The organism is Pseudomonas sp. G1002, from assembly GCF_013385455.1.
In the GTDB taxonomy this organism is placed as follows: Bacteria; Pseudomonadota; Gammaproteobacteria; order Pseudomonadales; family Pseudomonadaceae; genus Aquipseudomonas.
Genome location: NZ_JACAPY010000010.1, coordinates 1 through 22,179 on the forward strand (window position 1 = coordinate 1; position 22,179 = coordinate 22,179).

The window sequence follows — 22,179 nt, forward strand, 5'->3', positions numbered from 1 at the left end:
GGCCAGGGATGGCCCATGACGGCGGCCCACGGTCCAAAGCCGGAGTGAGGGCACACCGAGCCTAGGCGAGGTGCCGAGTGGTGGGGCAAGAGCGTTTTGCTTACTTTTGCGCTGTTCAAAAGTGAGCCGCTGTAAGAGCGGAACCATAAGTGGCCGTTACCTAAATAACGGATATACACCCAAACCCCAGCCATAAAAAAAGGCACGACCCTCACAGGTCGCACCCTCTTCACAAGCCCAAGAGCTGTCAGCTACCCAAAGCCTTGGAAGCCAACCAGAACAACCCGGCCGAAAGGCCCACAGTCGCCGGCAGCGTCAACACCCAAGCCATCAGAATGGTCTTGACGGTGCCACCTTGCAGCCCGCTCTTGTTAGCCACCATGGTCCCGGCCACACCCGAAGACAACACATGGGTCGTGGAAACCGGCAAGCTGAAGATATTGGCCAAGCCAATCATGCTGGCCGTGGTGATCTGCGCCGACATACCCTGGGCATACGTCATGCCCTGCTTGCCGATCTTCTCACCAATGGTCAGCACCACACGCTTCCAGCCCACCATGGTGCCCAGGCCCAAGGCCAGTGCCACCGCCAGGATCACCCAGAACGGCGCGTACTCGGTGGTCGCCGTCAGGTCCTTGCGCAACTTGTCCAGGTCCGACTTCTCACGCGCATCCAGGCCTGGCAACTTGCCCACCTTCTTCGCGGTGTCATCCAGGCACAACAGATAACGACGCACTTCAATCCGGTGCTCGGCGGTCAACGAATGGTAGTCAGAGACACCTTTCAAGGTCCCCAGCAGGGCGTTGATCGTCGGTTCAGTCTGCTGCGGATTGCACTGGAACTTGCCCGGCAAATCGTCTTTCACGCTTTTGCCCAGGGCCAGGAACTCACCGAGGGTTTCTTGATTGCGCTGGTAGAACTGATTCAAGTGCAGCGTGGCGTCGCGGGTGCGCTCGATCTGGTAAGTGGTGCTGCCCAGGTCCAGTACGAACTGCGCCGGCACGATACCGATCAGTACCAGCATGATCAGGCCAATACCTTTCTGACCATCGTTGGAACCGTGCACGAAGCTCACGGCCATCGCCGAAATCACCAGGACCAGGCGGTTCCAGAACGGCGGGTGCTTCTTGTCGTCGAGCTTGCGGCGCTGGTCCGGTGTCTTGTGCATCTTCGACAGCGGGCGCCACCATTTCAGGCCCAGCAGCACCAGGGCGGCTACCACGAAACCAGCCATCGGCGAGAACACCAGCGAAGCGCCGATATCGATCGCTTTCTGCCAGTTGACGCCGTCAGCCAGGGGAATGTCGTTGATCAGGGCGTTGGCCAGGCCGACACCGAGGATCGAACCGATCAGGGTGTGGGAACTGGACGCCGGGATCCCGAAATACCAGGTGCCGAGGTTCCAGGTGATCGCCGCTGCCAATAATGAGAAGACCATGGCCAGACCGTGGCCGGTGTTCACATTGATCAGCAACTCCACCGGCAGCAGGTGCACGATGGCATACGCAACACCGACCCCACCGAGCAACACGCCGAGGAAGTTGAACACCCCGGAGAAGAACACGGCCAGATGCGGAGGCATGGCTTTGGTATAGATGACTGTGGCAACCGCGTTAGCGGTGTCATGAAAGCCATTGATGAACTCGAAGGCGAGGACAAAGGCCAGGGCGAGCAACAGGCTCACTAGAACCCAAGCATCCAGTCCGCTGAATAAATCGATCATGAAGGTTTTCTGACCCGGTCGTAAGGGGGCGCGATTATGCCAGAAAACATCGGTAATCAATGCACTAGCTGCTCATCGGTAACATTCTTCAACGAAAAAAAATGGGGGGGAGGCGTGCATCCCGGTGTTTTCGGGGCTTTGGCAAGTGATTGATTTATATGGAGGATCCATCAAATTCGCGGGATAAAGCGCCGGAAGGGAATAACTGAAACAATCGTATGAAATTTCGCTAAGGCCACATAACGGGCTTCCCTCCACCAGCGTGGTACTGGCAGAGAGATGGCACCTTTGGAAGCTCAACCCGAAACGCTTATGGCTCTTCGGCTTTGAGGTCCTGTTCAATCTTTTGGATTTCCTGGGCAAAGGCCTGGTCGAGCAGGCTGGCTCGTTTGCGCCATGGCTTGCGTTCAGGTTCTGGCTGGGCGGCGTAGGTGGTGACTTCCCCGCCGTAAACATCCTTGTAACGTTGTTCCTGGCGCTCAAGTTCCGCGCGCAGTTCGTCTTTCGTCACATTGTTACCTAATTGAGTTGAGTTTGATTCCGGCGAAACGCGATGCCGGGAAGTCGCCCCCGGTATACCGTCAATCTGAAGATCAGCGTGGAAAGGTATACAGGAAAAACCACTTCTTTATTGCACGCGGCCACGATACCGGAGAAGAGCAGTTGTCGTAGCAACAGTTTTCTTGTCACAGCCACAAGCAGTTGGCAGGCATTCGAAATGTGTGTCAGGTACTTGCGGCGGAGCCTGCACGCAGCCGGTGCACGACTGGGTGAAATCTATCCTCGGGGTCAGGCGAGGCTGGCTCCTGCACAGGATGCATTATAGCCACGCGCTTGAATAACACTATCGCCAACAAGTTAAAAATCGTCAACTTTGTGTGAGGGTTTTGTTACGCAGGTGTGTGGGGTATTTGCTGAACTATTGGCGCCATAAATCGTGCAATGTTCTACAGGCGTTAATCAACCTTAACTTCTCTCGTACATCAGTCGATTCTGAAAGGCACTCAAATGGATGTAGAGGGGTTCCGGCACCGGTCGGCGGTGACAAATTGCGATAATCGAATGACCGTCCGATAATCGCCCAATGTTGGTTGCCCTGCCTTGTGCAGCCATTGCACGGCGGCTTGTAATAGCGGTCACCCTCCCGCAGCGGTTAAAAATAAGAGAAAGGACCCCAAATGAACGATCAATTGCGCAACTCCTTCGCATCAGTGGCGCCGCCGATCGTTGCGTCACCGGCCAAGCGCATCCAGGCGTTTACCGGTGATCCGGATTTCATGACCTCCCTGGCCCGCGGCCTGGCCGTGGTGCAGGCATTCCAGGAGCGCAAGCGCCACCTGACTATCGCCCAGATCAGCCACCGCACGGAAATCCCCCGCGCTGCCGTACGCCGTTGCCTGCATACCCTGATCAAACTCGGCTACGCCACCACCGACGGGCGTACCTATTCGCTGTTGCCCAAGGTGCTGACCCTCGGCCACGCTTACCTGTCGTCCACGCCCCTGGCCGTTTCGGCGCAGCCGTACCTGGACCGCATGAGCGAGCAGCTCCACGAGGCGTGCAACATGGCAACCCTGGAAGGTGATGACATCCTCTACATTGCCCGCTCCGCCACCACCCAACGCCTGATTTCCGTCGACCTTTCCGTGGGCGGCCGTCTCCCGGCCTACTGCACCTCCATGGGCCGTATCCTGCTGGCGGCGCTGGATGACGCCTCGCTGCAGGACTACCTCGACCACGCCGACCTGCAAACCAAGACCAGCCGCACCCTCACCACCCCGCAAGCCTTGCTCGAATGCCTGCAGGAAGTGCGGCAGCAGGGCTGGTGCATTGTCGACCAGGAACTGGAGCAAGGGCTGCGTTCCATCGCCGTGCCGGTGTACGACGCTTCGGGCCAGGTCCTGGCGGCACTGAACGTCAGCACCCATGCCGGGCGGGTCAGCCGCAGCGAGCTGGAGCAGCGTTTCCTGCCGAGCATGCTCAGTGCCAGCCAGGAGCTGAGCGCGCAGCTGTTTGCGTAAGCTGTTCGGTGACCGCACAGATCCCGGCTGGATGAATTGACGGTGTTTCCCAAGGCTTATTAATGTGCGGCAGCGCTTCAAGGCGCCGCCCCAATAATAATGACGACTCAAGGTCGTTCGCCCGCCCATCGGTGTGGAAATAAAAATAATGAATCAGCCTTCACCTGCTGTCGGTACTTGTTTGGACGTTCAGTCCTTCATCAACGCCCAGCCGCTGTCGCGGTATCAGTGGCGAGTGGTGATCCTGTGTTTTCTCATCGTCTTCCTCGACGGCCTCGACACCGCCGCCATGGGCTTTATCGCCCCGGCGCTGTCCCAGGACTGGGGCATCGACCGCGCCAGCCTCGGCCCGGTAATGAGTGCCGCGTTGATCGGCATGGTCTTCGGCGCCCTGGGCTCCGGCCCACTCGCCGACCGCTTCGGGCGCAAGGTGGTGCTGGTGGGGGCGGTGCTGGTGTTTGGGGCCTTCAGCCTGGCCTCGGCCTACAGCAGCAACGTCGATCAACTGCTGATCCTGCGCTTCCTCACCGGTCTCGGCCTGGGCGCCGGCATGCCGAACGCCACGACACTGCTCTCCGAATACACCCCGGAACGCCATAAGTCCCTGCTGGTGACCAGCATGTTCTGCGGCTTCAACCTGGGCATGGCCGGTGGCGGGTTTATCTCGGCCAAGCTGATCCCGGCGTATGGCTGGCACAGCCTGCTGATGATCGGCGGCCTGTTGCCGCTGATCCTCGCGGTGGTGCTGCTGTTCTGGCTGCCGGAGTCGGCGCGTTACCTGGTGGTGCGCAATCGCGGCACCGACAAGGTGCGCAAGACCCTGGCGCCTATCGAGCCGGGCATCGTCGCCCAGGCCTCGAGCTTCAGCGTGCCCGAACAGAAAACCGTCAAGGCGCGCAACGTGTTCGCGGTGATCTTCTCCGGCACCTACAGCGCCGGCACCTTGCTGTTGTGGCTGACGTATTTCATGGGCCTGGTGATTGTTTACCTGCTGACCAGTTGGCTGCCGACCCTGATGCGCGACAGCGGCGCCAGCATGGAACAGGCCGCGTTTATCGGTGCGTTGTTCCAGTTTGGCGGCGTATTGAGTGCGGTCGGCGTGGGCTGGGCGATGGACCGGTTCAATCCGCACAAGGTCATCGGTACCTTCTACCTGCTGGCCGGGGTGTTTGCCTACGCGGTGGGACAGAGCCTGGGCAATATCACGCTACTGGCGACCCTGGTGTTGATTGCCGGCATGTGTGTCAACGGTGCGCAGTCGGCGATGCCGTCGCTGGCCGCACGTTTCTACCCGACCCAGGGCCGCGCCACGGGCGTGTCGTGGATGCTCGGCATCGGCCGCTTTGGCGCGATCCTCGGGGCGTGGATGGGCGCGACCTTGCTGGGCCTGGGCTGGAACTTCGAACAGGTGCTGACCGCCCTGGTGATCCCGGCGGCATTGGCCACCACCGCGGTGGTGATCAAGGGCATGGTCAGCCACGCGGACGCCACCTGAAGCGATTTATTGTAGGAGCGAGCTTGCTCGCGAAGGTCTTGAACGATGACGTTGGCAGTCTGAATGAACGCGGTGTCTTCAAGTTTTTCGCGAGCAAGCTCGCTCCTACAGGGAAAGATAGCTTGCAAACAATCCGTTCGATAATCGAACACTCAGTCGATTATCGGATTGTTTGGCCCCGACCCCCGGCTTAATCTTCAAGCACTTCGGCGCTGCCTCCAGCGCCTTTTTCGATCGATACCGGGAGCCCACCCCATGGCTGAAATCCTTTCGCTGGCTGATGCGGTAAAGCAGTTCGTGAATGACGGCGACACCGTTGCACTCGAAGGCTTTACTCACCTGATCCCTACGGCGGCAGGTCATGAAATCATTCGTCAGGGCAAGAAAGACCTGACGCTGGTGCGCATGACGCCTGACCTGATCTACGACCAGTTGATCGGCGCCGGCTGTGCACGCAAGCTGATTTTCTCCTGGGGCGGCAACCCGGGCGTGGGTTCACTGCATCGCCTGCGGGACGCCGTTGAAAAGCAATGGCCGCAACCGCTGGAGATCGAAGAGCACAGCCACGCCGACCTGGCCAATGCCTACGTCGCCGGTGCCTCCGGCCTGCCATTCGCGGTGTTGCGCGCCTACGCCGGCTCCGACCTGCCCAAGGTCAACCCGCTGATCAAGACCGTGACCTGCCCCTTCACCGGTGAAGTACTGGCGGCCGTGCCGTCGGTGCGCCCGGACATCACCGTGATCCACGCGCAAAAGGCTGACCGCAAGGGCAACGTGCTGCTGTGGGGCATCCTCGGGGTGCAGAAGGAAGCGGCCCTGGCGGCCAAGCGCTGCATCGTTACCGTTGAAGAAATCGTTGATGACCTTAACGCGCCGATGAACGCCTGCGTGCTGCCGACCTGGGCCCTGACTGCCGTGTGTCATGTGCCGGGTGGCGCGCATCCGTCCTACGCCCACGGTTACACCGAGCGTGACAACCGTTTCTACCAGGCCTGGGACCCCATCGCCCGGGACCGTGAGACGTTTACTGCGTGGATCAACGAATACATCCACGGCACCGCCAATTTCAGTGAATTCCAGGCCAAGCTGGCCACCGCGCAGGAGGCCAAATAATGGCTTACTCGACCAACGAAATGATGACCGTCGCCGCCGCGCGCCGCCTGAAGAACGGTTCGGTGTGCTTCGTCGGCATCGGCCTTCCCTCCAAGGCTGCCAACCTGGCGCGCCTGACATCGTCGCCGGATGTGGTGCTGATTTACGAGTCCGGCCCGATTGGCGCCAAGCCTTCGGTGCTGCCGCTGTCCATCGGTGACGGCGAGCTGGCTGAAACCGCTGACACCGTGGTGCCGACCGGTGAGATTTTTCGCTACTGGCTGCAGGGCGGGCGCATTGACGTCGGCTTCCTCGGCGCGGCCCAGGTCGACCGTTTCGGCAATATCAACACCACCGTGGTCGGTGACTACCACCAGCCCAAAGTGCGCCTGCCAGGTGCCGGTGGCGCGCCGGAGATCGCCGGCTCCGCGAAGAGCGTGCTGATCATCCTCAAGCAGTCGGCCCGCTCGTTTGTCGACAAGCTGGACTTCATCACTTCGGTCGGCCACGGCGAAGGCGGTGACTCGCGCAAACGCCTGGGTCTGCCAGGCGCCGGTCCTGTAGGGATTATTACCGACCTGTGCATCATGGAGCCGGAGGAGGGCAGCCACGAATTTGTCGTCACCGCCCTGCACCCCGGCGTGACCCGTGAGCAAGTAGTGGCCGCCACCGGTTGGGCGATTCGTTTTGCCGACCAGGTGACCACCAGCGCCGAACCCACCGAGATTGAACTGACTGCCCTGCGCGACCTTGAGGCACGCACCGCTGCCGCCCACGGCCAAGCCCCCGGAGAAGCCTGATGCGCGACGTATTTATCTGTGACGCCATTCGTACCCCCATCGGCCGTTTTGGCGGTGGCTTGTCCAACGTGCGCGCCGATGACCTGGCGGCACTGCCGATCAAGGCGCTGATGGAGCGCAACCCGTCGATGGAGTGGAGCGCTGTGGACGAAGTGTTCCTCGGCTGCGCCAACCAGGCCGGCGAAGACAACCGCAACGTGGCGCGCATGGCGGCATTGCTGGCCGGCCTGCCGGAGAGCATCCCCGGCGTCACCCTGAACCGCCTGTGCGCTTCGGGCATGGACGCGATCGGCACGGCCTTCCGCGCCATCGCCAGCGGCGAGATGGAGCTGGCGATTGCCGGTGGCGTCGAGTCGATGTCCCGCGCGCCGTTCGTGATGGGCAAGGCCGATGCGGCGTTCTCGCGCAACATGAAGCTGGAAGACACCACCATCGGCTGGCGCTTTATCAATCCGTTGATGAAGGCCCAGTACGGCGTCGACCCGATGCCGCAAACCGCTGACAACGTGGCCGACGACTATAAAATCTCCCGCGCCGACCAGGACGCCTTCGCCCTGCGCAGCCAACAACGTACGGCCGCTGCACAGGCCGCCGGTTTCTTCGCCGAAGAAATCGTACCGGTGCGCGTCGCCCACAAAAAAGGCGAAACCGTGGTCGAGCACGACGAGCATCCACGGGCCGATACCACCCTGGAAGCCCTGGCCAAACTCAAGCCGGTCAATGGTCCGGAAAAGACCGTCACCGCAGGCAACGCCTCTGGTGTGAACGATGGTGCCGCTGCGCTGATTCTGGCCTCTGCTGAAGCCGTCAAAAAACACGGCCTGACCGCCCGCGCCCGGGTGCTGGGCATGGCCAGCGCCGGTGTGGCGCCGCGTGTGATGGGCATCGGCCCGGTGCCGGCGGTGCGCAAACTGGTGGAGCGCCTGGGCCTGGCGGTAACTGATTTCGATGTGATCGAACTCAACGAAGCCTTCGCCAGCCAGGGCCTGGCCGTGCTGCGTGAACTGGGGATTGCCGACGACGCACCGCAGGTCAACCCGAACGGCGGCGCGATTGCCCTTGGCCATCCGCTGGGCATGAGCGGTGCGCGCCTGGTACTGACCGCGCTGCATCAGCTGGAAAAAACCGGTGGCAGCAAAGGCCTGGCGACCATGTGCGTCGGTGTGGGCCAAGGCCTGGCCCTGGCGATCGAACGCGTTTGAGACCCACAAGAATAAAGAGGATTGCTCCATGAGTGACAAGCCCGGATACCGGCGCCCGCAAGCGGGTACTCAGCCTGATTACCTGCACCCGGCCTACCAGTCGACGAACCTGCGTTCGCCGTCCAAGCCGTTGGTGTTCCTGCCCCATTCCCTGTCGGAAATCACCGGCCCGACCATCGGCGCCGAGCGCGTCAACGAGAAGGACAACGACCTGACCGCCCAGCACGAAGGCGAACCCCAGGGCGAACGCATCATCATTCACGGGCGCGTGCTGGATGAAAACGGCCTGCCCGTTCCCGGCATCCTCGTGGAAATCTGGCAGGCCAACGCTGCCGGCCGCTACAACCACAAGCGCGACCAGCACGACGCACCGCTGGACCCGAACTTCACCGGCACCGGGCGTACCGTCACCGACGCCGACGGCTGGTACCAGTTCCAGACCATCAAGCCCGGCGCATACCCGTGGGGCAACCACCACAACGCGTGGCGCCCGGCGCACATCCACTTCTCGCTGTTCGGCCCGAGTGTGCTGACGCGGTTGGTGACGCAGATGTATTTCCCCGGTGACCCGCTGCTGGCCTATGACCCGATCTACAACTGCGTCCCGGACACGTCCGCCAAGGAGCGCCTGATCGCCTCGTTCGATCTGGAAAAAACCATTCCGCACTATGCCCTCGGCTACCGCTGGGACATCGTCCTGCGCGGCCGCGACGCCACGCCGATGGAGAAATGAGATGAGCCTCAACGCGACTACTTCCCACACCGTCGGGCCGTATTACCACATCGGCCTGACCTGGCTGAACCGCGAAGACCTGACCGTTGCGGCCACCCTCGGCGAGCGCGTGGCGATCACCGGGCAGGTGGTGGATGGCAATGGCGATGTGGTCAACGACGCCATGCTGGAAGTCTGGCAGGCCAATGCGGCCGGCAAGTACGACCATCCCGAGGATGAGCAGGACAAACCGGTGGACCCGAACTTCGAAGGCTTCGGCCGGGTGCCGGTGGACGCTGAAGGGCGTTTTCGCTTTACCACCATCAAGCCGGGCAGTGTGCCGGGGTTGAAGGGCACGACCCAGGCGCCGCACCTGGTGGTGCTGGTGTTTGCCCGTGGGCTGGTGAAGCACCTGCTGACGCGGATTTACTTTGACGGTGAAGCGGCGAATGGGGATGACGCGCTGCTGGCGTGTGTGCCGCAGGAGCGCCGCCGCACGTTGATCGCCAAGGCGGATGCGGCGGGTGTGTATCAGTGGAATGTGATTTTGCAGGGCACAGACGAAGAGACGGTGTTCTTCGATTATTGAGTGGGTTGCGGGATCTATCGCAGGCAAGCCAGCTCCCACAGGGGAATGCATTCCAAATGTGGGAGCCGGGCTTGCCCGCGATGAGGCCGGCCCAGGCAACAAATATCCAAAAGTCTGCTTGCGGAACATGGTTGTTGCAAAGTATGTCTAGGCTATAACCGTTCCCACTGAGTGAAAAAACATGACAACAAAAACCAGCCACTACACCGGAGAAGAACGCAGCAAAAGGATTTTTGCGATTGTCGGTGCCTCTTCCGGCAACCTCGTCGAATGGTTCGACTTCTACGTCTATGCCTTCTGCGCCATCTATTTCGCCCCGGCGTTTTTCCCGTCGGACGACCCCACCGTGCAACTGCTGAACACCGCCGGCGTGTTCGCCGCCGGCTTCCTGATGCGCCCTATCGGCGGCTGGCTGTTCGGCCGGGTGGCGGATAAACACGGTCGCAAGAATTCGATGATGATCTCGGTCCTGATGATGTGCGCCGGTTCCCTGGTCATCGCCTTTTTGCCCACCTACAAAGACATCGGCGCCTGGGCCCCGGCCCTGCTGTTGGTCGCCCGGTTGTTCCAGGGCCTGTCGGTAGGCGGCGAATACGGCACCACTGCCACCTACATGAGTGAAGTCGCCCTCAAGGGTCAGCGCGGGTTCTTCGCCTCGTTCCAGTACGTGACCCTGATCGGCGGGCAACTGCTGGCGGTGTTGGTGGTGGTGATCCTGCAACAGATCCTCACCGAAGAAGAACTGCGGGCCTGGGGCTGGCGCATTCCGTTTGTGATCGGCGCCATTGCGGCGGTGATCTCGCTGTTGCTGCGTCGCACCCTGAAAGAAACCACCAGCAAGGAAATGCGTGAAGACAAGGACGCCGGCAGCATTGCCGCGCTGTTCCGCGATCACAAGGCGGCGTTTATCACCGTGCTCGGCTACACCGCCGGCGGCTCGCTGATTTTCTACACGTTCACCACCTACATGCAGAAGTACCTGGTGAACACCGCCGGGATGCACGCCAAGACCGCCAGCTACATCATGACCGGCGCGCTGTTCTTCTACATGTGCATGCAGCCGGTGTTCGGCATGCTGGCGGACAAGATTGGCCGCCGTAACTCGATGCTGTGGTTCGGCGCCCTGGGCACGCTGTGCACCGTGCCGATCCTGTTGACCCTGAAAACCGTCAGCAGCCCGTTCCTGGCTTTTGTGCTGATCACCCTGGCCCTGGCCATCGTGAGCTTCTACACCTCCATCAGTGGCCTGGTGAAAGCCGAAATGTTCCCGCCACAAGTACGCGCACTGGGCGTGGGCCTGGCGTATGCGGTGGCGAACGCGATCTTCGGTGGTTCGGCGGAATATGTGGCCTTGGGGCTCAAGTCCATGGGCATGGAGAACACCTTCTACTGGTACGTCACGGCGATGATGGCGGTGGCGTTCCTGTTCAGCTTGCGCCTGCCCAAAGAGGCGGCGTATTTGCACCACGATCTGTAACCGGCTGGCGCATGCCCGTTGCCGGGTATGCGCCACCTAGGGATGTGTTATGACGATGCGCACGAGCAACCAACTGTTCGACGCCTACTTCACCGCCAACGGCATGGCCGAAGTGTTCTGCGACCAGGGGCGTTTGCAGGGCATGCTGGATTTCGAAGCGGCGCTGGCCCGGGCCGAGGCTCAGGTCGGGTTGATCCCGCAAGCGGCCGTCGCGCCCATTGCCCAGGCCTGCCTGGCTTCTCTCTACGACGTAGATGCCCTCGGCGACGCCATCGCCACCGCAGGCAACTCTGCGATTCCGTTGGTCAAGGCCCTCGGCAAGTTGATCGCCAGCGAAGATGCCGGCGCCGAACGTTATGTGCATCTGGGCGCTACCAGCCAGGATGTGATGGACACCGGCCTGGTGCTGCAACTGCGCAGTGCGGTCGAGCTGATCGAACATGATCTGGCGCGGTTGGGGGACATTCTTGCCGCCCAGGCCCAGCGTTACGGAACAACTCCTTTGGCGGGCCGGACCTGGCTGCAGCATGCAACGCCGGTCACGCTGGGCATGAAGATCGCCGGTTGGCTCGGCGCAGTCACCCGCAACCGGCAGCGCCTCAGTGAGCTCAAGCCGCGTTTGCTGGTGCTGCAATTTGGCGGTGCTTCCGGAACCCTGGCGGCCCTCGGTGAACAGGCGATGCCGGTGGCGCAAGCACTGGCCGCCGAGTTGCAGTTGGGCCTGCCGGAGCAACCCTGGCACACCCAGCGCGACCGCCTGGTGGAGTTTGCCTCGGTGCTCGGTTTGATCGCCGGCAGCCTCGGCAAGCTGGGTCGCGACATCAGCCTGCTGATGCAGACCGAAGCGGCGGAAGTGTTTGAGCCGTCGGCCCCCGGCAAGGGCGGCTCTTCGACCATGCCCCACAAGCGCAACCCGGTGGGCGCTGCCGTGCTGATCAGCGCTGCAACGCGAGTGCCCGGCCTGGTGGCAACGATGTTCAGCGCGATGCCCCAGGAACACGAACGCAGCCTGGGCCTGTGGCACGCCGAATGGGAAACCCTGCCGGAGATTTGCCGGCTGGTATCCGGTGCGTTGCATCAGGCGCTGCTGGTCAGCGAAGGCCTGGAAGTCGACCCCCGGCGCATGGTCCAAAACCTTGATCTGACCCAGGGCCTGGTACTGGCCGAAGCGGTCAGCATCGTCCTCGCCCAGCGCCTGGGCCGCGAAACCGCGCACCATCTGCTGGAACAATGCTGCAAACGCGCCGTCGCCGACGGGCGTCACCTGCGCGCGGTGCTGGGGGATGAACCCCAAGTGACTGCCGAGCTTTCGGCGGCCGAACTCGATCGCCTGCTGGACCCGACGCACTACCTGGGCCAGGCGCACACCTGGGTCACCCGGGCCGTGGCCGAACATTTTGCTTTGACTGCCTGAGGAGGCTGCTGTGGGATTTGTACAACTCGCCGATGGCGAACTGAACTACCAACTCGATGGCCCCGAAGATGCACCGGTACTGGTGCTGTCCAACTCCCTGGGCACCGACCTGCATATGTGGGACATCCAGATCGAGGCGTTCACCCAGTACTTCCGGGTGCTGCGTTTCGACACCCGGGGCCATGGCAAGTCGCTGGTCACCGAAGGCCCCTACAGCATCGAGCAATTGGGCCGTGACGTGTTGGCGCTGCTGGATGCGTTGCAGATCGAGCGCGCGCATTTCTGCGGGTTGTCCATGGGCGGCCTGATCGGCCAGTGGCTGGGGATCAACGCGGGTGAGCGTTTGCGCCGGCTGGTGGTGTGCAACACCGCCGCGAAGATCGGCACGCCCGAGATCTGGAACCCACGCATCGAGATGGTCCTGCGCGACGGTGCGGCCGCGATGGTTGCCCTGCGTGATGCGTCAATTGCCCGCTGGTTCACCGCCGACTTCGCCGAGGCTCATCCTGACCAGGCCAAGCTGATCACCGATATGCTGGCGGCGACTGATCCCCAGGGTTATGCCGCAAACTGCGCGGCCGTGCGCGACGCGGATTTCCGCGAGCAACTGGCGTCGATCAAGGTGCCGACCCTGGTGATCGCAGGCAGCGAAGATGCGGTGACGCCGCCGGCGGGTGGGCACTTTATCCAGGCGCATGTGCAGGGCGCCGAGTATGCCGAGTTCTATGCCGCGCACTTGTCCAACGTGCAAGCCGGTGCGGCGTTCAGCGACCGTGTGCTGGAATTTCTGCTATCGCGCTGAGTATCGCTGAACCCTGTGGCGAGGGAGCTTGCTCCCGTTGGGCTGCGTAGCAGCCCCTGAGCAGCCGCAACCCAACTATTTGTAAAACCCTGCAGCGGCCTCACTGGGGTCGCTGCGCGACCCAACGGGAGCAAGCTCCCTCGCCACAGGTATGTGCCTGTCGTCACCGTTGCATGAGGAGCGTTTTGTGGACGAGAAACAACGTTATGCCGAAGGCCTGCAAGTGCGCCGCGAAGTGCTGGGCGACGCCCACGTCGACCGCAGCCTCAACGCCCTGACCGAGTTCAACAGCGAGTTCCAGGAAATGATCACCCGCCACGCCTGGGGTGATATCTGGACCCGCCCGGGGCTGCCGCGGCATACCCGCAGCCTGATCACCATCGCCATGCTCATCGGCATGAACCGCAGCGAAGAGCTGAAGCTGCACCTGCGCGCCGCCGCGAGCAACGGTGTGACCCGCGCCGAGATCAAGGAAGTGCTGATGCAGAGCGCGATCTATTGCGGGATTCCGGCGGCGAATGCGACGTTTCACTTGGCCGAGTCGGTGTGGGATGAGTTGGGGGTAGAGTCGCGCGCCTAGTGCGAGTCAGCGTCCCACACCCAATTCCACACGCCGGGCAGATGCACGACTTCGTCGGCGCTTTTTACCGTGCGGGCCATGGCGGCTCGCTGCAAGGTTGCCCGGTCGGTGTAGAAAGGCTGTGTGGCGAGGGGCACGCCATTGATATGGGCGCTGTCCAGCAGGATTTGCAGGTATTCCTTCAAGTGCCAGGCGGTGTAGCGGTTGATATCGTGGAAGGTCACCACCACCGGGATCACGCCGTCCACCGTCGGTAATTCGCCTTTGGCGATGCGCTCGCGCACCACCGAGAGTTGGCGTATCAGGTTTTCCCGTCGACGCGGGCTGCCGTTGAACACCCAGATCACCCCATCGTTTGCACTCAGGTCGGTCAGCAACACATGCATGCCGTGTTGCTGATAGGCGGCGAAGGTGCGCTTGTCGTAGTTCCAGAACGGCGGGCGTACCAGTGTGGGCGGTTGGCCGGTGATGGAGGTGAGGGTCGATGAACCCAGGCTGAGGTAGTGCTCCAGTTCAGCCGGATTCTGCAAGCGATGGTTGCTGTGCCACGGGGTCGCGGTGTGGAAGCCCAGGATATGGCCGGCCGCGTATTCACGCTCCATGGTCTTGTAGCCCCGCGGGTTGCCGCCGGAGCGGGGCGCCTCGGTCTGCAGGAAGAACACCGCCTTGATCCCCGGCTGTATCGGGTTGTTCGCCAGGTCCGCCATCACCGAACGGCTGGGGTTCATGAAGCCCGAGGCGCTGGGGCCGTCATCGAAGGTCAGCAAAAAACGGATCGGCGCCTCGGTTTTCAGGCGTTGTTCGGTTTGCGGTGTCAGCGCCAGGGGCGGGCCGATGCAACCGCTGAGGCTCAGGGCCAGGGCTAATACGGCCGATACGGTGGCGAAGGGTTTCATGGCGGACTCGAATGACATTGGCTGCTGGGGCGGGTCATCCATGACACGCGCGCACCATACAACAAGACTGTCGAGGCTTTACAGCAGGCTTATCGGGTAACTGACGATCAACCGGTTTTCATCAAACTCGTTGTTGTTGTAGTCCCGGCGCATGCTGGAGTTACGCCAGCGCACATTGAGATTCTTCAGCGCTCCGCTCTGCACCACGTAGGCCACTTCACTTTCCCGTCCCCATTCCTTGCCATCGGTCACCGTGCCGCTGTGTACGTTGCTGCCGCTGATGTAGCGGTTCATCAGCGTGAGGCCAGGAATACCCAGGGCGGCGAAGTTATAGTCATGGCGTACCTGCCAGGATTTTTCCTGGGCGTTGTCGTAGCTGGCGTTGTAGCTGTCGTTGGCCAGGGTGCCGCCGCTGGTGCCGTTGACGCGCATCCAGGCGCTGTTGCCGGTGAGTTTTTGCAGGCCGACGTAGAACGTGTTGCCGCCGTATCGGGCCGAGAACAGTCCGGACCAGGTCTTGTTGTCGAGGTCACCGGCGCGGGCGCTGCCGTCGTCCTTGCCATAGAAGAACCCGAGGTTGGCGCCCAGGGTCCAGTCGCCCACCGGTTGGCTGTGGATCAGGTTGAGGTATTGCTGGCTGTAGATGTCCTTGAGTTGGGCGTTCCACACACCGATCTGGGTGCGTTTGTCGTTGAAGGCATATTCGCCGCCCTGAAAGTTGAAGCGGTCGGAGGTGAACGCGGTTTTCCCGAACATGGACATGTCGGTCATGCTGCTGTCGTCCCGTGGGCTGTTGGCGCGGAACTGGCCGCCGTACAGGGTCAGGCCGTCGATCTCCTTGGAGGTGATTTGCCCGCCGCGCAGGGTTTGCGGGAGCGAGCGGCCATCGTCCGAACGCAGGATCGGCAGCACCGGCATCCATTCGCCGACTTTCACTTCTGTCTTTGAAACCCGTGCCTTGAACGCCACGCCCAGACGCCCGAATTCATCCGCCGGACGGCCATCGTGGTCCAGCGGCAACAGCTGGGTGCCACCTGTGCCGCGTCCGCCATCGAGCTTCAATGAGTACAGGCCCAGTACATCCACGCCGAAACCGACGGTGCCCTGGGTAAAGCCGGATTTGGCGTCGAGGATGAAACTTTGCGTCCACTCCTGTGCGCCGCCCTGGGTCTTGCTGGGGTTGGTGTAGTTGCGGTTGAAGAAGAAATTACGCAGGTTGAGGTTGGCGCTGGCGTCTTCCAGGAAGCCGTGTTCTTCAGCGACAACGGGGAGGGCAATGCTGGCGACAGCGGTTGCCAGCAAAAGCCGGCGCGGGTCGAAAGTGCTCATGGTGTCAGACCTGTTGTTATTGGGGTTATGCAGGTGGCGGCCATGGTGCGGGGCGGTGCGGGGGCGATGAAAGTGGGGGCGAGCGGGTTGTGGGCGATGATCGAACGCAAAGTCATGGGCGTAAAAAAACCGCTTCCTGGGCGGGAAGCGGTTTTTGTCTACTGCGCCACTATCAGAACAACTTCAAGGGCGGTGCTTCTTCTTTCAACGGTTCGTTCTTCGCGGTCTGTTCGTTCCAGCCACCACCGAGGGCCTTGTACAGGTTGACCTCGCTGTTGAGCTGCGCCAGGCGGTCGGTGATCAGCGATTGCTGGGCACTGAACAGTTGGCGCTGGGCGTCGAGGAACGTCAGGTTGCTGTCGACACCAATACGGTAGCGACGCTCGGCCAGGCGGTAGTAATCCTGGTTGGCCGCGACGAAACCACGTTGGGCGTCCAGTTGCTGCTTGTAGGTCTCACGGGCGGCGAGGCCGTCGGAGACTTCCTGGAAGCCGGTCTGGATGGCTTTCTCGTAGTTGGCGACGTTGATCTCTTTCTGGATTTTCGAGTAATCCAGGCTGGCGCGCAGGCTGCCGGCGTTGAAGATCGGGATGTTGATCTGCGGTGCAAACGACCAGGTACCCGAACCGCCCTTGAACAGGCCGCCCAGGGTCGGGCTCGCGGTGCCGGCGCTGGCGGTCAGGGTGATGCTCGGGAAGAACGCAGCGCGTGCCGCACCGATGTTGGCGTTGGCCGCCTTGAGGTTGTACTCGGCCTGCAGGATGTCGGGACGACGTTGCAGCAGGTCCGATGGCAGGCCGGCCGGTACTTCGCTCAACAGGTCATCAGCCAATGGCCGGCTGACGATGTTCGCCGGCAGGCCGGTACCCAGCAGCAGGGTCAGGTTGTTTTCGTCCTGGGCCACCTGGCGGGTATAACGCGCCAGTGCAACCCGGGCGTTTTCCACCGAGGTACGGGCCTGGCTCAGGTCCAGGGCCGAAGCCACGCCGACTTCATTGCTGCGCGAGGTCAGTTTGAAGCTCTGCTCGTACGCGCCCAGGGTGTCCTGGGTGAGCTTGAGCAGCTCCTTGTCGGCCTGCCAGGTCAGGTAGGCGTTGGCCACGCTGGCCACCAGGCTGATCTGGGTGGTGCGGCGCGCTTCTTCGGTCGCGAAGTATTGTTGCAGCGCTTGTTCGCTCAGGCTGCGTACGCGGCCGAACAGGTCCAGCTCATAAGAACTGATCCCGAGGCCCGCCGAGTATTGGCTGGTGATGCCCGCTTCGCCGGTCTGCGACAGCTTGGCCGGGGTGCGCGTGCGGCTGCCGCTGCCCGTGGCCGAAACCGCCGGGAACAGGTCGGCGCGCTGGATCTGGTACTGCGCGGCATACGCATCGATGTTCAGGGCCGCGACACGCAGGTCGCGGTTGTTCACCAGGGCGGTCTGGATCAGCTGTTGCAGGGCAGGGTCATGGAAAAACTGCTTCCAGCCCTGCTCGGCAGCCGCCTGGCCCGGCGCCTGGGCCGACGAATACGCCGGCCCCTGCGGGAACTGCGCGGCTACCGGCGCTTCAGGGCGCTGGTAGTCCGGGATCAGCGAGCAGCCACTGAGCACGAATGCCGTGACAGCTAAGGAAAGTAGCGACTTGCTCATTGGCCAGCCTCTTTAGGAGTTTGCTTGGGTTCAGTCTTTTTACGCTCGCCAGCGGAGGACACGGTTGCGAAGAACAGGGGTACCCAGAAGATCGCGAGGACCGTGGCGGTGATCATACCGCCAATTACGCCCGTACCGATGGCGTGCTGGCTACCTGAGCCGGCACCGGTGGAAATTGCCAGGGGCAGTACGCCGAGCATGAACGCCATGGACGTCATGATGATCGGTCGCAGACGCATGCGGGATGCCTCGATGGCCGACTCGACAATGCCTTTGCCCTGCTCGTGGAGCTCCTTGGCGAACTCCACGATCAGGATGGCGTTTTTCGCTGCCAGGCCCACCGTCACCAACAGGCCCACCTGGAAGAACACGTCGTTGGACAGTCCCCGCAGGCTGGTGGCGATCAACGCACCGATCACACCCAGCGGTACAACCAGAATCACCGCAATCGGGATCGACCAGCTTTCGTACAGTGCCGCGAGGCAGAGGAACACCACCAGCAGCGACAGGGCGTACAGCGCAGGTGCCTGGGAGCCGGACAGACGTTCTTCGTACGACAGGCCGGTCCAGGAGTAACCAACGCCAGCCGGCAGGTCCTTGGCAATGCGTTCGACTTCCGCCATCGCATCACCGGTACTGTAGCCAGGTGCCGGGGTACCGAGGATTTCCATCGCCGCTACACCGTTATAGCGCGAGAGTTTCGGCGAACCGAAGATCCACTTGCCCGAAGAGATGGCCGACAGCGGCACCATCTTCCCGGACGTGCTGCGCACGTACCATTTGCTCAGGTCTTCCGGAGACATCCGGCTGGCGGCGTCACCCTGTACATACACCTTCTTCACACGACCACGGTCGATGAAGTCGTTGATGTAGCTGCCACCCAAGGCGATTGCCAGGGTCTGCTGGATGTCTGCCAGGCTGATGCCCTGGGCACTGGCCTTCTCGTCGTCAACGGTCAGCTCGTACTGCGGCTCATCGTTCACGCCGTTGGGGCGCACGCCCGCCAGGATCTTGCTTTGTGCCGCGGCACCCAGGAACTGGTTACGCGCATCCATCAGCTTCTGGTGGCCGACGCCGCCCTGGTCTTGCAGGAACACGTCGAAACCGGTGGCGTTACCCAGTTCGAGTACCGAAGGTGGCACCACGGCAAATACCATGGCGTCCTTGAAGGCCCCGAAGAAGTAACCCTGGGCACGCTTGGCAACCTCAAATACCGACTGGCTCGAGTCACGCTCGTCCCACGGCTTGAGCATCACGAACGCGAGGCCCGAGCTCTGGCCACGACCGGCGAAGTTGAAGCCGTTCACGGTAAACACCGATTTGACAGCCTTGCCTTCGCCTGGCTCGCCTTCCTTGTCGTTCAACAGGTAGGCGCGCATATCGTCGATGACTTTCTGCGTACGTTCAGCCGAAGAACCCACCGGCGTTTGTACCTGGGCAAAGATCACGCCCTGGTCTTCCTCTGGGAGGAACGCGCTTGGAATGCGGGTGAACATCCAGATCATGCCGGCAAGGATCAGGGCATAGACCACGAACGCCGGGAACTTGTGCTTGATCATGTTACCGACGCCGCGCTCGTAGCTCAGTACGCCACGGTCGAAGGTACGGTTGAACCAGCCGAAGAAGCCGCGCTTGGGTTGGCCGTGTTTTTCCGGGTCAATCGGCTTGAGCATGGTGGCGCACAAGGCCGGGGTGAAGACCAGGGCAACCAGTACCGACAGCGCCATCGCCGAAACGATAGTGATGGAGAACTGGCGGTAGATCACACCGGTGGAACCACCGAAGAACGCCATTGGCAGCAATACCGCCGACAGCACCAGGGCGATACCCACCAGGGCCCCCTGGATCTGGCCCATGGACTTGACCGTCGCCTCCTTGGGCGACAAGTGCTCCTCGGCCATTACCCGCTCGACGTTCTCCACCACAACGATGGCATCGTCCACCAGCAAGCCGATGGCCAGGATCATGCCGAACATGGTCAGGGTGTTGATGGTGAAGCCGAACGCAGCGAGGATCCCGAAGGTACCCAGCAATACCACCGGTACGGTCATGGTGGTGATGATGGTGGCGCGGAAGTTCTGCAGGAACAGGAACATCACCAGGAACACCAGCACGATCGCTTCGATCAGGGTGTGAACCACACCGGAGATCGATTCGGTCACAACCGGCGTGGTGTCATACGGCACCACAGCCTTCATGCCAGGCGGGAAGAACGGTTCGAGGGACGCAACCGTTTCGCGAATCGCCTTGGCGGTGTCCAGTGCGTTGGCACCGGCTGCCAGCTTGATCGCCATACCGGAAGCCGGCTTGCCGTTGAACTGTGCGCTGATGCTGTAGTTCTGGCCGCCCAGTTCGATACGCGAAACGTCACCCAGGCGAACCTGGGAACCGTCGGTATTGACCTTCATCAGGATATTGCCGAACGCTTCAGTGGTTTGCAGACGCGTCTTGCCGATGATGGTGGCGTTCAACTGAGTGCCGGGCAGGGCAGGCAGGCCGCCGAGTTGGCCGGTGGCCACCTGGACGTTCTGCGCCTGGATGGCGTTGCTGACATCCACTGGCGTCAGCTGGTAGTTGTTCAGCTTGGCCGGGTCGAGCCAGATACGCATGGCGTACTGGGAACCGAACACCTGGAAGTCGCCCACACCGGCGGTCCGGGAAATCGGGTCCTGGATGTTGGAAACGATGTAGTTGGAAAGGTCATCCTTGGTCATGCTGCCGTCTTCCGACACCAGACCGATCACCATCAGGAAGTTCTTCACCGACTTGGTAACGCGGATACCCTGCTGCTGTACTTCTTGTGGCAGCAGCGGGGTCGCCAGGTTGAGCTTGTTCTGTACCTGAACCTGGGCGATGTCCGGGTTGGTACCCTGGTTGAACGTCGCGGTGATGGTCATGCTGCCGTCGGAGTTACTGTCCGAGGCGACATAACGCAGGTTGTCGATACCGTTGAGCTGTTGTTCGATTACCTGCACCACGGTGTCCTGCACGGTTTGTGCAGACGCGCCCGGGTAGGTCACCTGGATATCAATGGCGGTTGGCGCGATGGCCGGGTACTGGTTGATGGGCAACTTCAGGATCGACAGTGCCCCGACCAGCATGATCACCAGGGCAATTACCCAGGCGAAAATGGGACGGTCGATAAAAAATTTCGACATGAATTACTCCCCTTGACCAGCAGCGGCAGCAGGAGCAGCAGCGGAACCGGCGGGTTTGGCGTTATCAGCGTCCTTGACCTTGACTTCGATGCCCGGCTTGATGAATTGCAGGCCTTCGGTGATCACACGGTCACCGGCGTTCAGGCCTTTTTCCACCAGCCAGTAGGCGCCGGTAGTGCGGTTGGCCACCAGTACACGTTGCTCGACCTTGTTGTCCTTGTTCACCACCAGCGCGGTCGGGATGCCCTTCAGGTCGCGGGTCACGCCTTGCTGTGGTGCCAGGATGGCCTTGCTGTTCACACCGGCTTGCAACTGCGCGTGGACAAACATGCCCGGCAGCAGGGTGTGGTCAGGGTTCGGGAATACGGCACGCAGGGTCACGGAACCGGTGGTTTCGTCGACCGAGACTTCGGAGAATTCCAGCTTGCCTTCCACGCCGTAGGCGGTGCCGTCTTCCAGGGTCAGCTTGACCTTGGCCGCGTTTTCGCCGGCTTTTTCCAGTTGGCCGCTTTCCAGGTCACGACGCAGTTTCAGCATCTCGGCGGAGGACTGCGTGACGTCGACGTAGATCGGGTCCAGTTGCTGGATCACTGCCATGGCGTCGGTCTGGCCGTTGCTGACCAGCGCGCCTTCGGTGACCGAAGAGCGACCGATACGCCCGGAGATCGGGGCAAACACCTTGGTGTAGCGCACGTTGATCTGGGCCGTTTGCACGTTGGCTTCAGAGGTCATGCGGTTGGACACGGCGGTGTCGTATTCCTGGCGGCTGACGGCCTGCTCATCGACCAACTGCTTGTAGCGATCGGCAATCGACTTGGTCTGGGCGAGGTTGGCCTGGGCGCTTTTCAGCGAGGCGTCATACACCGACGGATCGATCTGATAGAGCTGCTGGCCTTCCTTGACGTCGCCCCCTTCCTTGAACAGACGCTTGAGAATGATGCCGTTGACCTGAGGGCGAACCTCGGCAATGCGGTAGGCCGTGGTGCGGCCTGGCAGCTCGGATGTCAGGGTAAAGGCTTGAGGTTGAATAGTGACCACGCCGACCTGAGGGGTTTGAGCGGGCGGAGCCGCTTCTTCCTTTTTACATCCGCTGAGCAGCGATGCCAGGGCGACGGCAGTAACCAGGGCGGTAACAGCTGGCTTAAGTTGCATGAAGATCCTCGGGTCAGGCGCGCAGAGTGCGCACAAGAAGTGTGGAAGGGTAAAAAACAGGCACTGAGTGGATAAGTAGCTTGCTACGCAATATACTTACGTTCATG

18 protein-coding genes are annotated in these 22,179 nt (G+C 61.7%); 11 read left to right on the forward strand and 7 right to left on the reverse strand.

Annotation, left to right across the window (positions count from 1 at the left end; genetic code table 11):
• Positions 1-247 precede the first annotated feature (247 nt).
• Both HX801_RS04790 and HX801_RS04795 read right to left on the reverse strand, forming a co-directional pair.
• Entirely contained in the window at positions 248-1,723 is a 1,476-nt protein-coding gene (locus HX801_RS04790) for an inorganic phosphate transporter (RefSeq protein WP_003219836.1), read from the reverse strand.
• Positions 1,724-2,033: 310 nt separating this feature from the next.
• Complete coding sequence (locus HX801_RS04795; protein ID WP_003219834.1) at positions 2,034-2,234, reverse strand: hypothetical protein; 201 nt, start codon at positions 2,232-2,234, stop codon at positions 2,034-2,036.
• A gap of 667 nt (positions 2,235-2,901) precedes the next feature.
• Between HX801_RS04795 and pcaR the strand changes: the two genes are divergently transcribed.
• The 11 genes from pcaR (at position 2,902) to pcaC (ending at position 13,907) form a co-directional block, all read left to right on the forward strand.
• Positions 2,902-3,744: a pca regulon transcriptional regulator PcaR gene (pcaR, locus tag HX801_RS04800; RefSeq protein WP_003219833.1), complete on the forward strand. Its 843-nt coding sequence runs from the start codon at positions 2,902-2,904 to the stop codon at positions 3,742-3,744.
• Positions 3,745-3,892: 148 nt separating this feature from the next.
• Positions 3,893-5,239 carry an MFS transporter gene (locus HX801_RS04805; RefSeq protein ID WP_003219832.1) on the forward strand — a complete coding sequence of 449 codons (1,347 nt, stop codon included), beginning with the start codon at positions 3,893-3,895 and terminating at the stop codon, positions 5,237-5,239.
• Between the two features lie 255 nt (positions 5,240-5,494).
• A complete protein-coding gene (locus tag HX801_RS04810; protein ID WP_003219830.1) occupies positions 5,495-6,352 on the forward strand; it encodes a CoA transferase subunit A in 858 nt (285 codons plus the stop codon).
• Positions 6,349-7,131 carry a CoA-transferase subunit beta gene (locus HX801_RS04815; RefSeq protein ID WP_172834582.1) on the forward strand — a complete coding sequence of 261 codons (783 nt, stop codon included), beginning with the start codon at positions 6,349-6,351 and terminating at the stop codon, positions 7,129-7,131. The genes HX801_RS04810 and HX801_RS04815 overlap by 4 nt, the downstream gene beginning before the upstream one ends.
• Positions 7,128-8,333, forward strand: coding sequence for a 3-oxoadipyl-CoA thiolase (gene pcaF / locus HX801_RS04820; RefSeq protein WP_177021702.1), 1,206 nt, complete (start codon positions 7,128-7,130; stop codon positions 8,331-8,333). The genes HX801_RS04815 and pcaF overlap by 4 nt, the downstream gene beginning before the upstream one ends.
• Positions 8,334-8,361: 28 nt before the next feature.
• A complete protein-coding gene (gene pcaH, locus HX801_RS04825; protein ID WP_003219824.1) occupies positions 8,362-9,066 on the forward strand; it encodes a protocatechuate 3,4-dioxygenase subunit beta in 705 nt (234 codons plus the stop codon).
• Position 9,067: 1 nt separating this feature from the next.
• Positions 9,068-9,634, forward strand: a complete 567-nt coding sequence (gene pcaG, locus HX801_RS04830; RefSeq protein WP_003219820.1) for a protocatechuate 3,4-dioxygenase subunit alpha — start codon at positions 9,068-9,070, stop codon at positions 9,632-9,634.
• A 181-nt stretch (positions 9,635-9,815) separates the two neighbouring features.
• Complete coding sequence (locus HX801_RS04835) at positions 9,816-11,111, forward strand: MFS family transporter (RefSeq protein WP_003219818.1); 1,296 nt, start codon at positions 9,816-9,818, stop codon at positions 11,109-11,111.
• Positions 11,112-11,160: 49 nt separating this feature from the next.
• Positions 11,161-12,525, forward strand: coding sequence for a 3-carboxy-cis,cis-muconate cycloisomerase (locus tag HX801_RS04840; protein WP_177021693.1), 1,365 nt, complete (start codon positions 11,161-11,163; stop codon positions 12,523-12,525).
• Between the two features lie 10 nt (positions 12,526-12,535).
• Positions 12,536-13,327, forward strand: a complete 792-nt coding sequence (gene pcaD / locus HX801_RS04845; RefSeq protein WP_003219815.1) for a 3-oxoadipate enol-lactonase — start codon at positions 12,536-12,538, stop codon at positions 13,325-13,327.
• Positions 13,328-13,514: 187 nt separating this feature from the next.
• A complete protein-coding gene (pcaC, locus tag HX801_RS04850; RefSeq protein WP_003219813.1) occupies positions 13,515-13,907 on the forward strand; it encodes a 4-carboxymuconolactone decarboxylase in 393 nt (130 codons plus the stop codon).
• Here the strand turns inward: pcaC and HX801_RS04855 are convergent.
• The 5 genes from HX801_RS04855 to HX801_RS04875 form a co-directional block, all read right to left on the reverse strand.
• Positions 13,904-14,803 (reverse strand): polysaccharide deacetylase family protein, encoded by a 900-nt coding sequence (locus tag HX801_RS04855; RefSeq protein WP_177021703.1) that lies wholly within the window; start codon positions 14,801-14,803, stop codon positions 13,904-13,906. The two genes, pcaC and HX801_RS04855, sit on opposite strands and share 4 nt — an antisense overlap.
• Positions 14,804-14,881: 78 nt before the next feature.
• Positions 14,882-16,132, reverse strand: coding sequence for an OprD family porin (locus HX801_RS04860; RefSeq protein ID WP_008431143.1), 1,251 nt, complete (start codon positions 16,130-16,132; stop codon positions 14,882-14,884).
• 172 nt (positions 16,133-16,304) lie between these two features.
• Positions 16,305-17,762 (reverse strand): AdeC/AdeK/OprM family multidrug efflux complex outer membrane factor, encoded by a 1,458-nt coding sequence (adeC, locus tag HX801_RS04865; protein ID WP_003219806.1) that lies wholly within the window; start codon positions 17,760-17,762, stop codon positions 16,305-16,307.
• On the reverse strand, positions 17,759-20,920 hold the full coding sequence (locus HX801_RS04870) for an efflux RND transporter permease subunit (protein WP_003219803.1): 3,162 nt from the start codon (positions 20,918-20,920) through the stop codon (positions 17,759-17,761). Before HX801_RS04870 ends, adeC begins: the two co-directional genes overlap by 4 nt.
• A 3-nt stretch (positions 20,921-20,923) precedes the next feature.
• Positions 20,924-22,072, reverse strand: coding sequence for an efflux RND transporter periplasmic adaptor subunit (locus HX801_RS04875; RefSeq protein WP_003219800.1), 1,149 nt, complete (start codon positions 22,070-22,072; stop codon positions 20,924-20,926).
• Positions 22,073-22,179 lie beyond the last annotated feature (107 nt).

Coding starts and splice junctions, on each gene's coding strand:
- HX801_RS04790 (WP_003219836.1), bottom strand. CDS start 1,723: ATGATCGATTTATTCAGCGGACTGGATGCTTGGGTTCTAGTGAGCCTG.
- pcaR (WP_003219833.1), top strand. CDS start 2,902: ATGAACGATCAATTGCGCAACTCCTTCGCATCAGTGGCGCCGCCGATC.
- HX801_RS04805 (WP_003219832.1), top strand. CDS start 3,893: ATGAATCAGCCTTCACCTGCTGTCGGTACTTGTTTGGACGTTCAGTCC.
- HX801_RS04810 (WP_003219830.1), top strand. CDS start 5,495: ATGGCTGAAATCCTTTCGCTGGCTGATGCGGTAAAGCAGTTCGTGAAT.
- pcaH (WP_003219824.1), top strand. CDS start 8,362: ATGAGTGACAAGCCCGGATACCGGCGCCCGCAAGCGGGTACTCAGCCT.
- pcaG (WP_003219820.1), top strand. CDS start 9,068: ATGAGCCTCAACGCGACTACTTCCCACACCGTCGGGCCGTATTACCAC.
- HX801_RS04835 (WP_003219818.1), top strand. CDS start 9,816: ATGACAACAAAAACCAGCCACTACACCGGAGAAGAACGCAGCAAAAGG.
- HX801_RS04840 (WP_177021693.1), top strand. CDS start 11,161: ATGACGATGCGCACGAGCAACCAACTGTTCGACGCCTACTTCACCGCC.
- HX801_RS04855 (WP_177021703.1), bottom strand. CDS start 14,803: ATGAAACCCTTCGCCACCGTATCGGCCGTATTAGCCCTGGCCCTGAGC.
- HX801_RS04860 (WP_008431143.1), bottom strand. CDS start 16,132: ATGAGCACTTTCGACCCGCGCCGGCTTTTGCTGGCAACCGCTGTCGCC.
- adeC (WP_003219806.1), bottom strand. CDS start 17,762: ATGAGCAAGTCGCTACTTTCCTTAGCTGTCACGGCATTCGTGCTCAGT.
- HX801_RS04870 (WP_003219803.1), bottom strand. CDS start 20,920: ATGTCGAAATTTTTTATCGACCGTCCCATTTTCGCCTGGGTAATTGCC.
- HX801_RS04875 (WP_003219800.1), bottom strand. CDS start 22,072: ATGCAACTTAAGCCAGCTGTTACCGCCCTGGTTACTGCCGTCGCCCTG.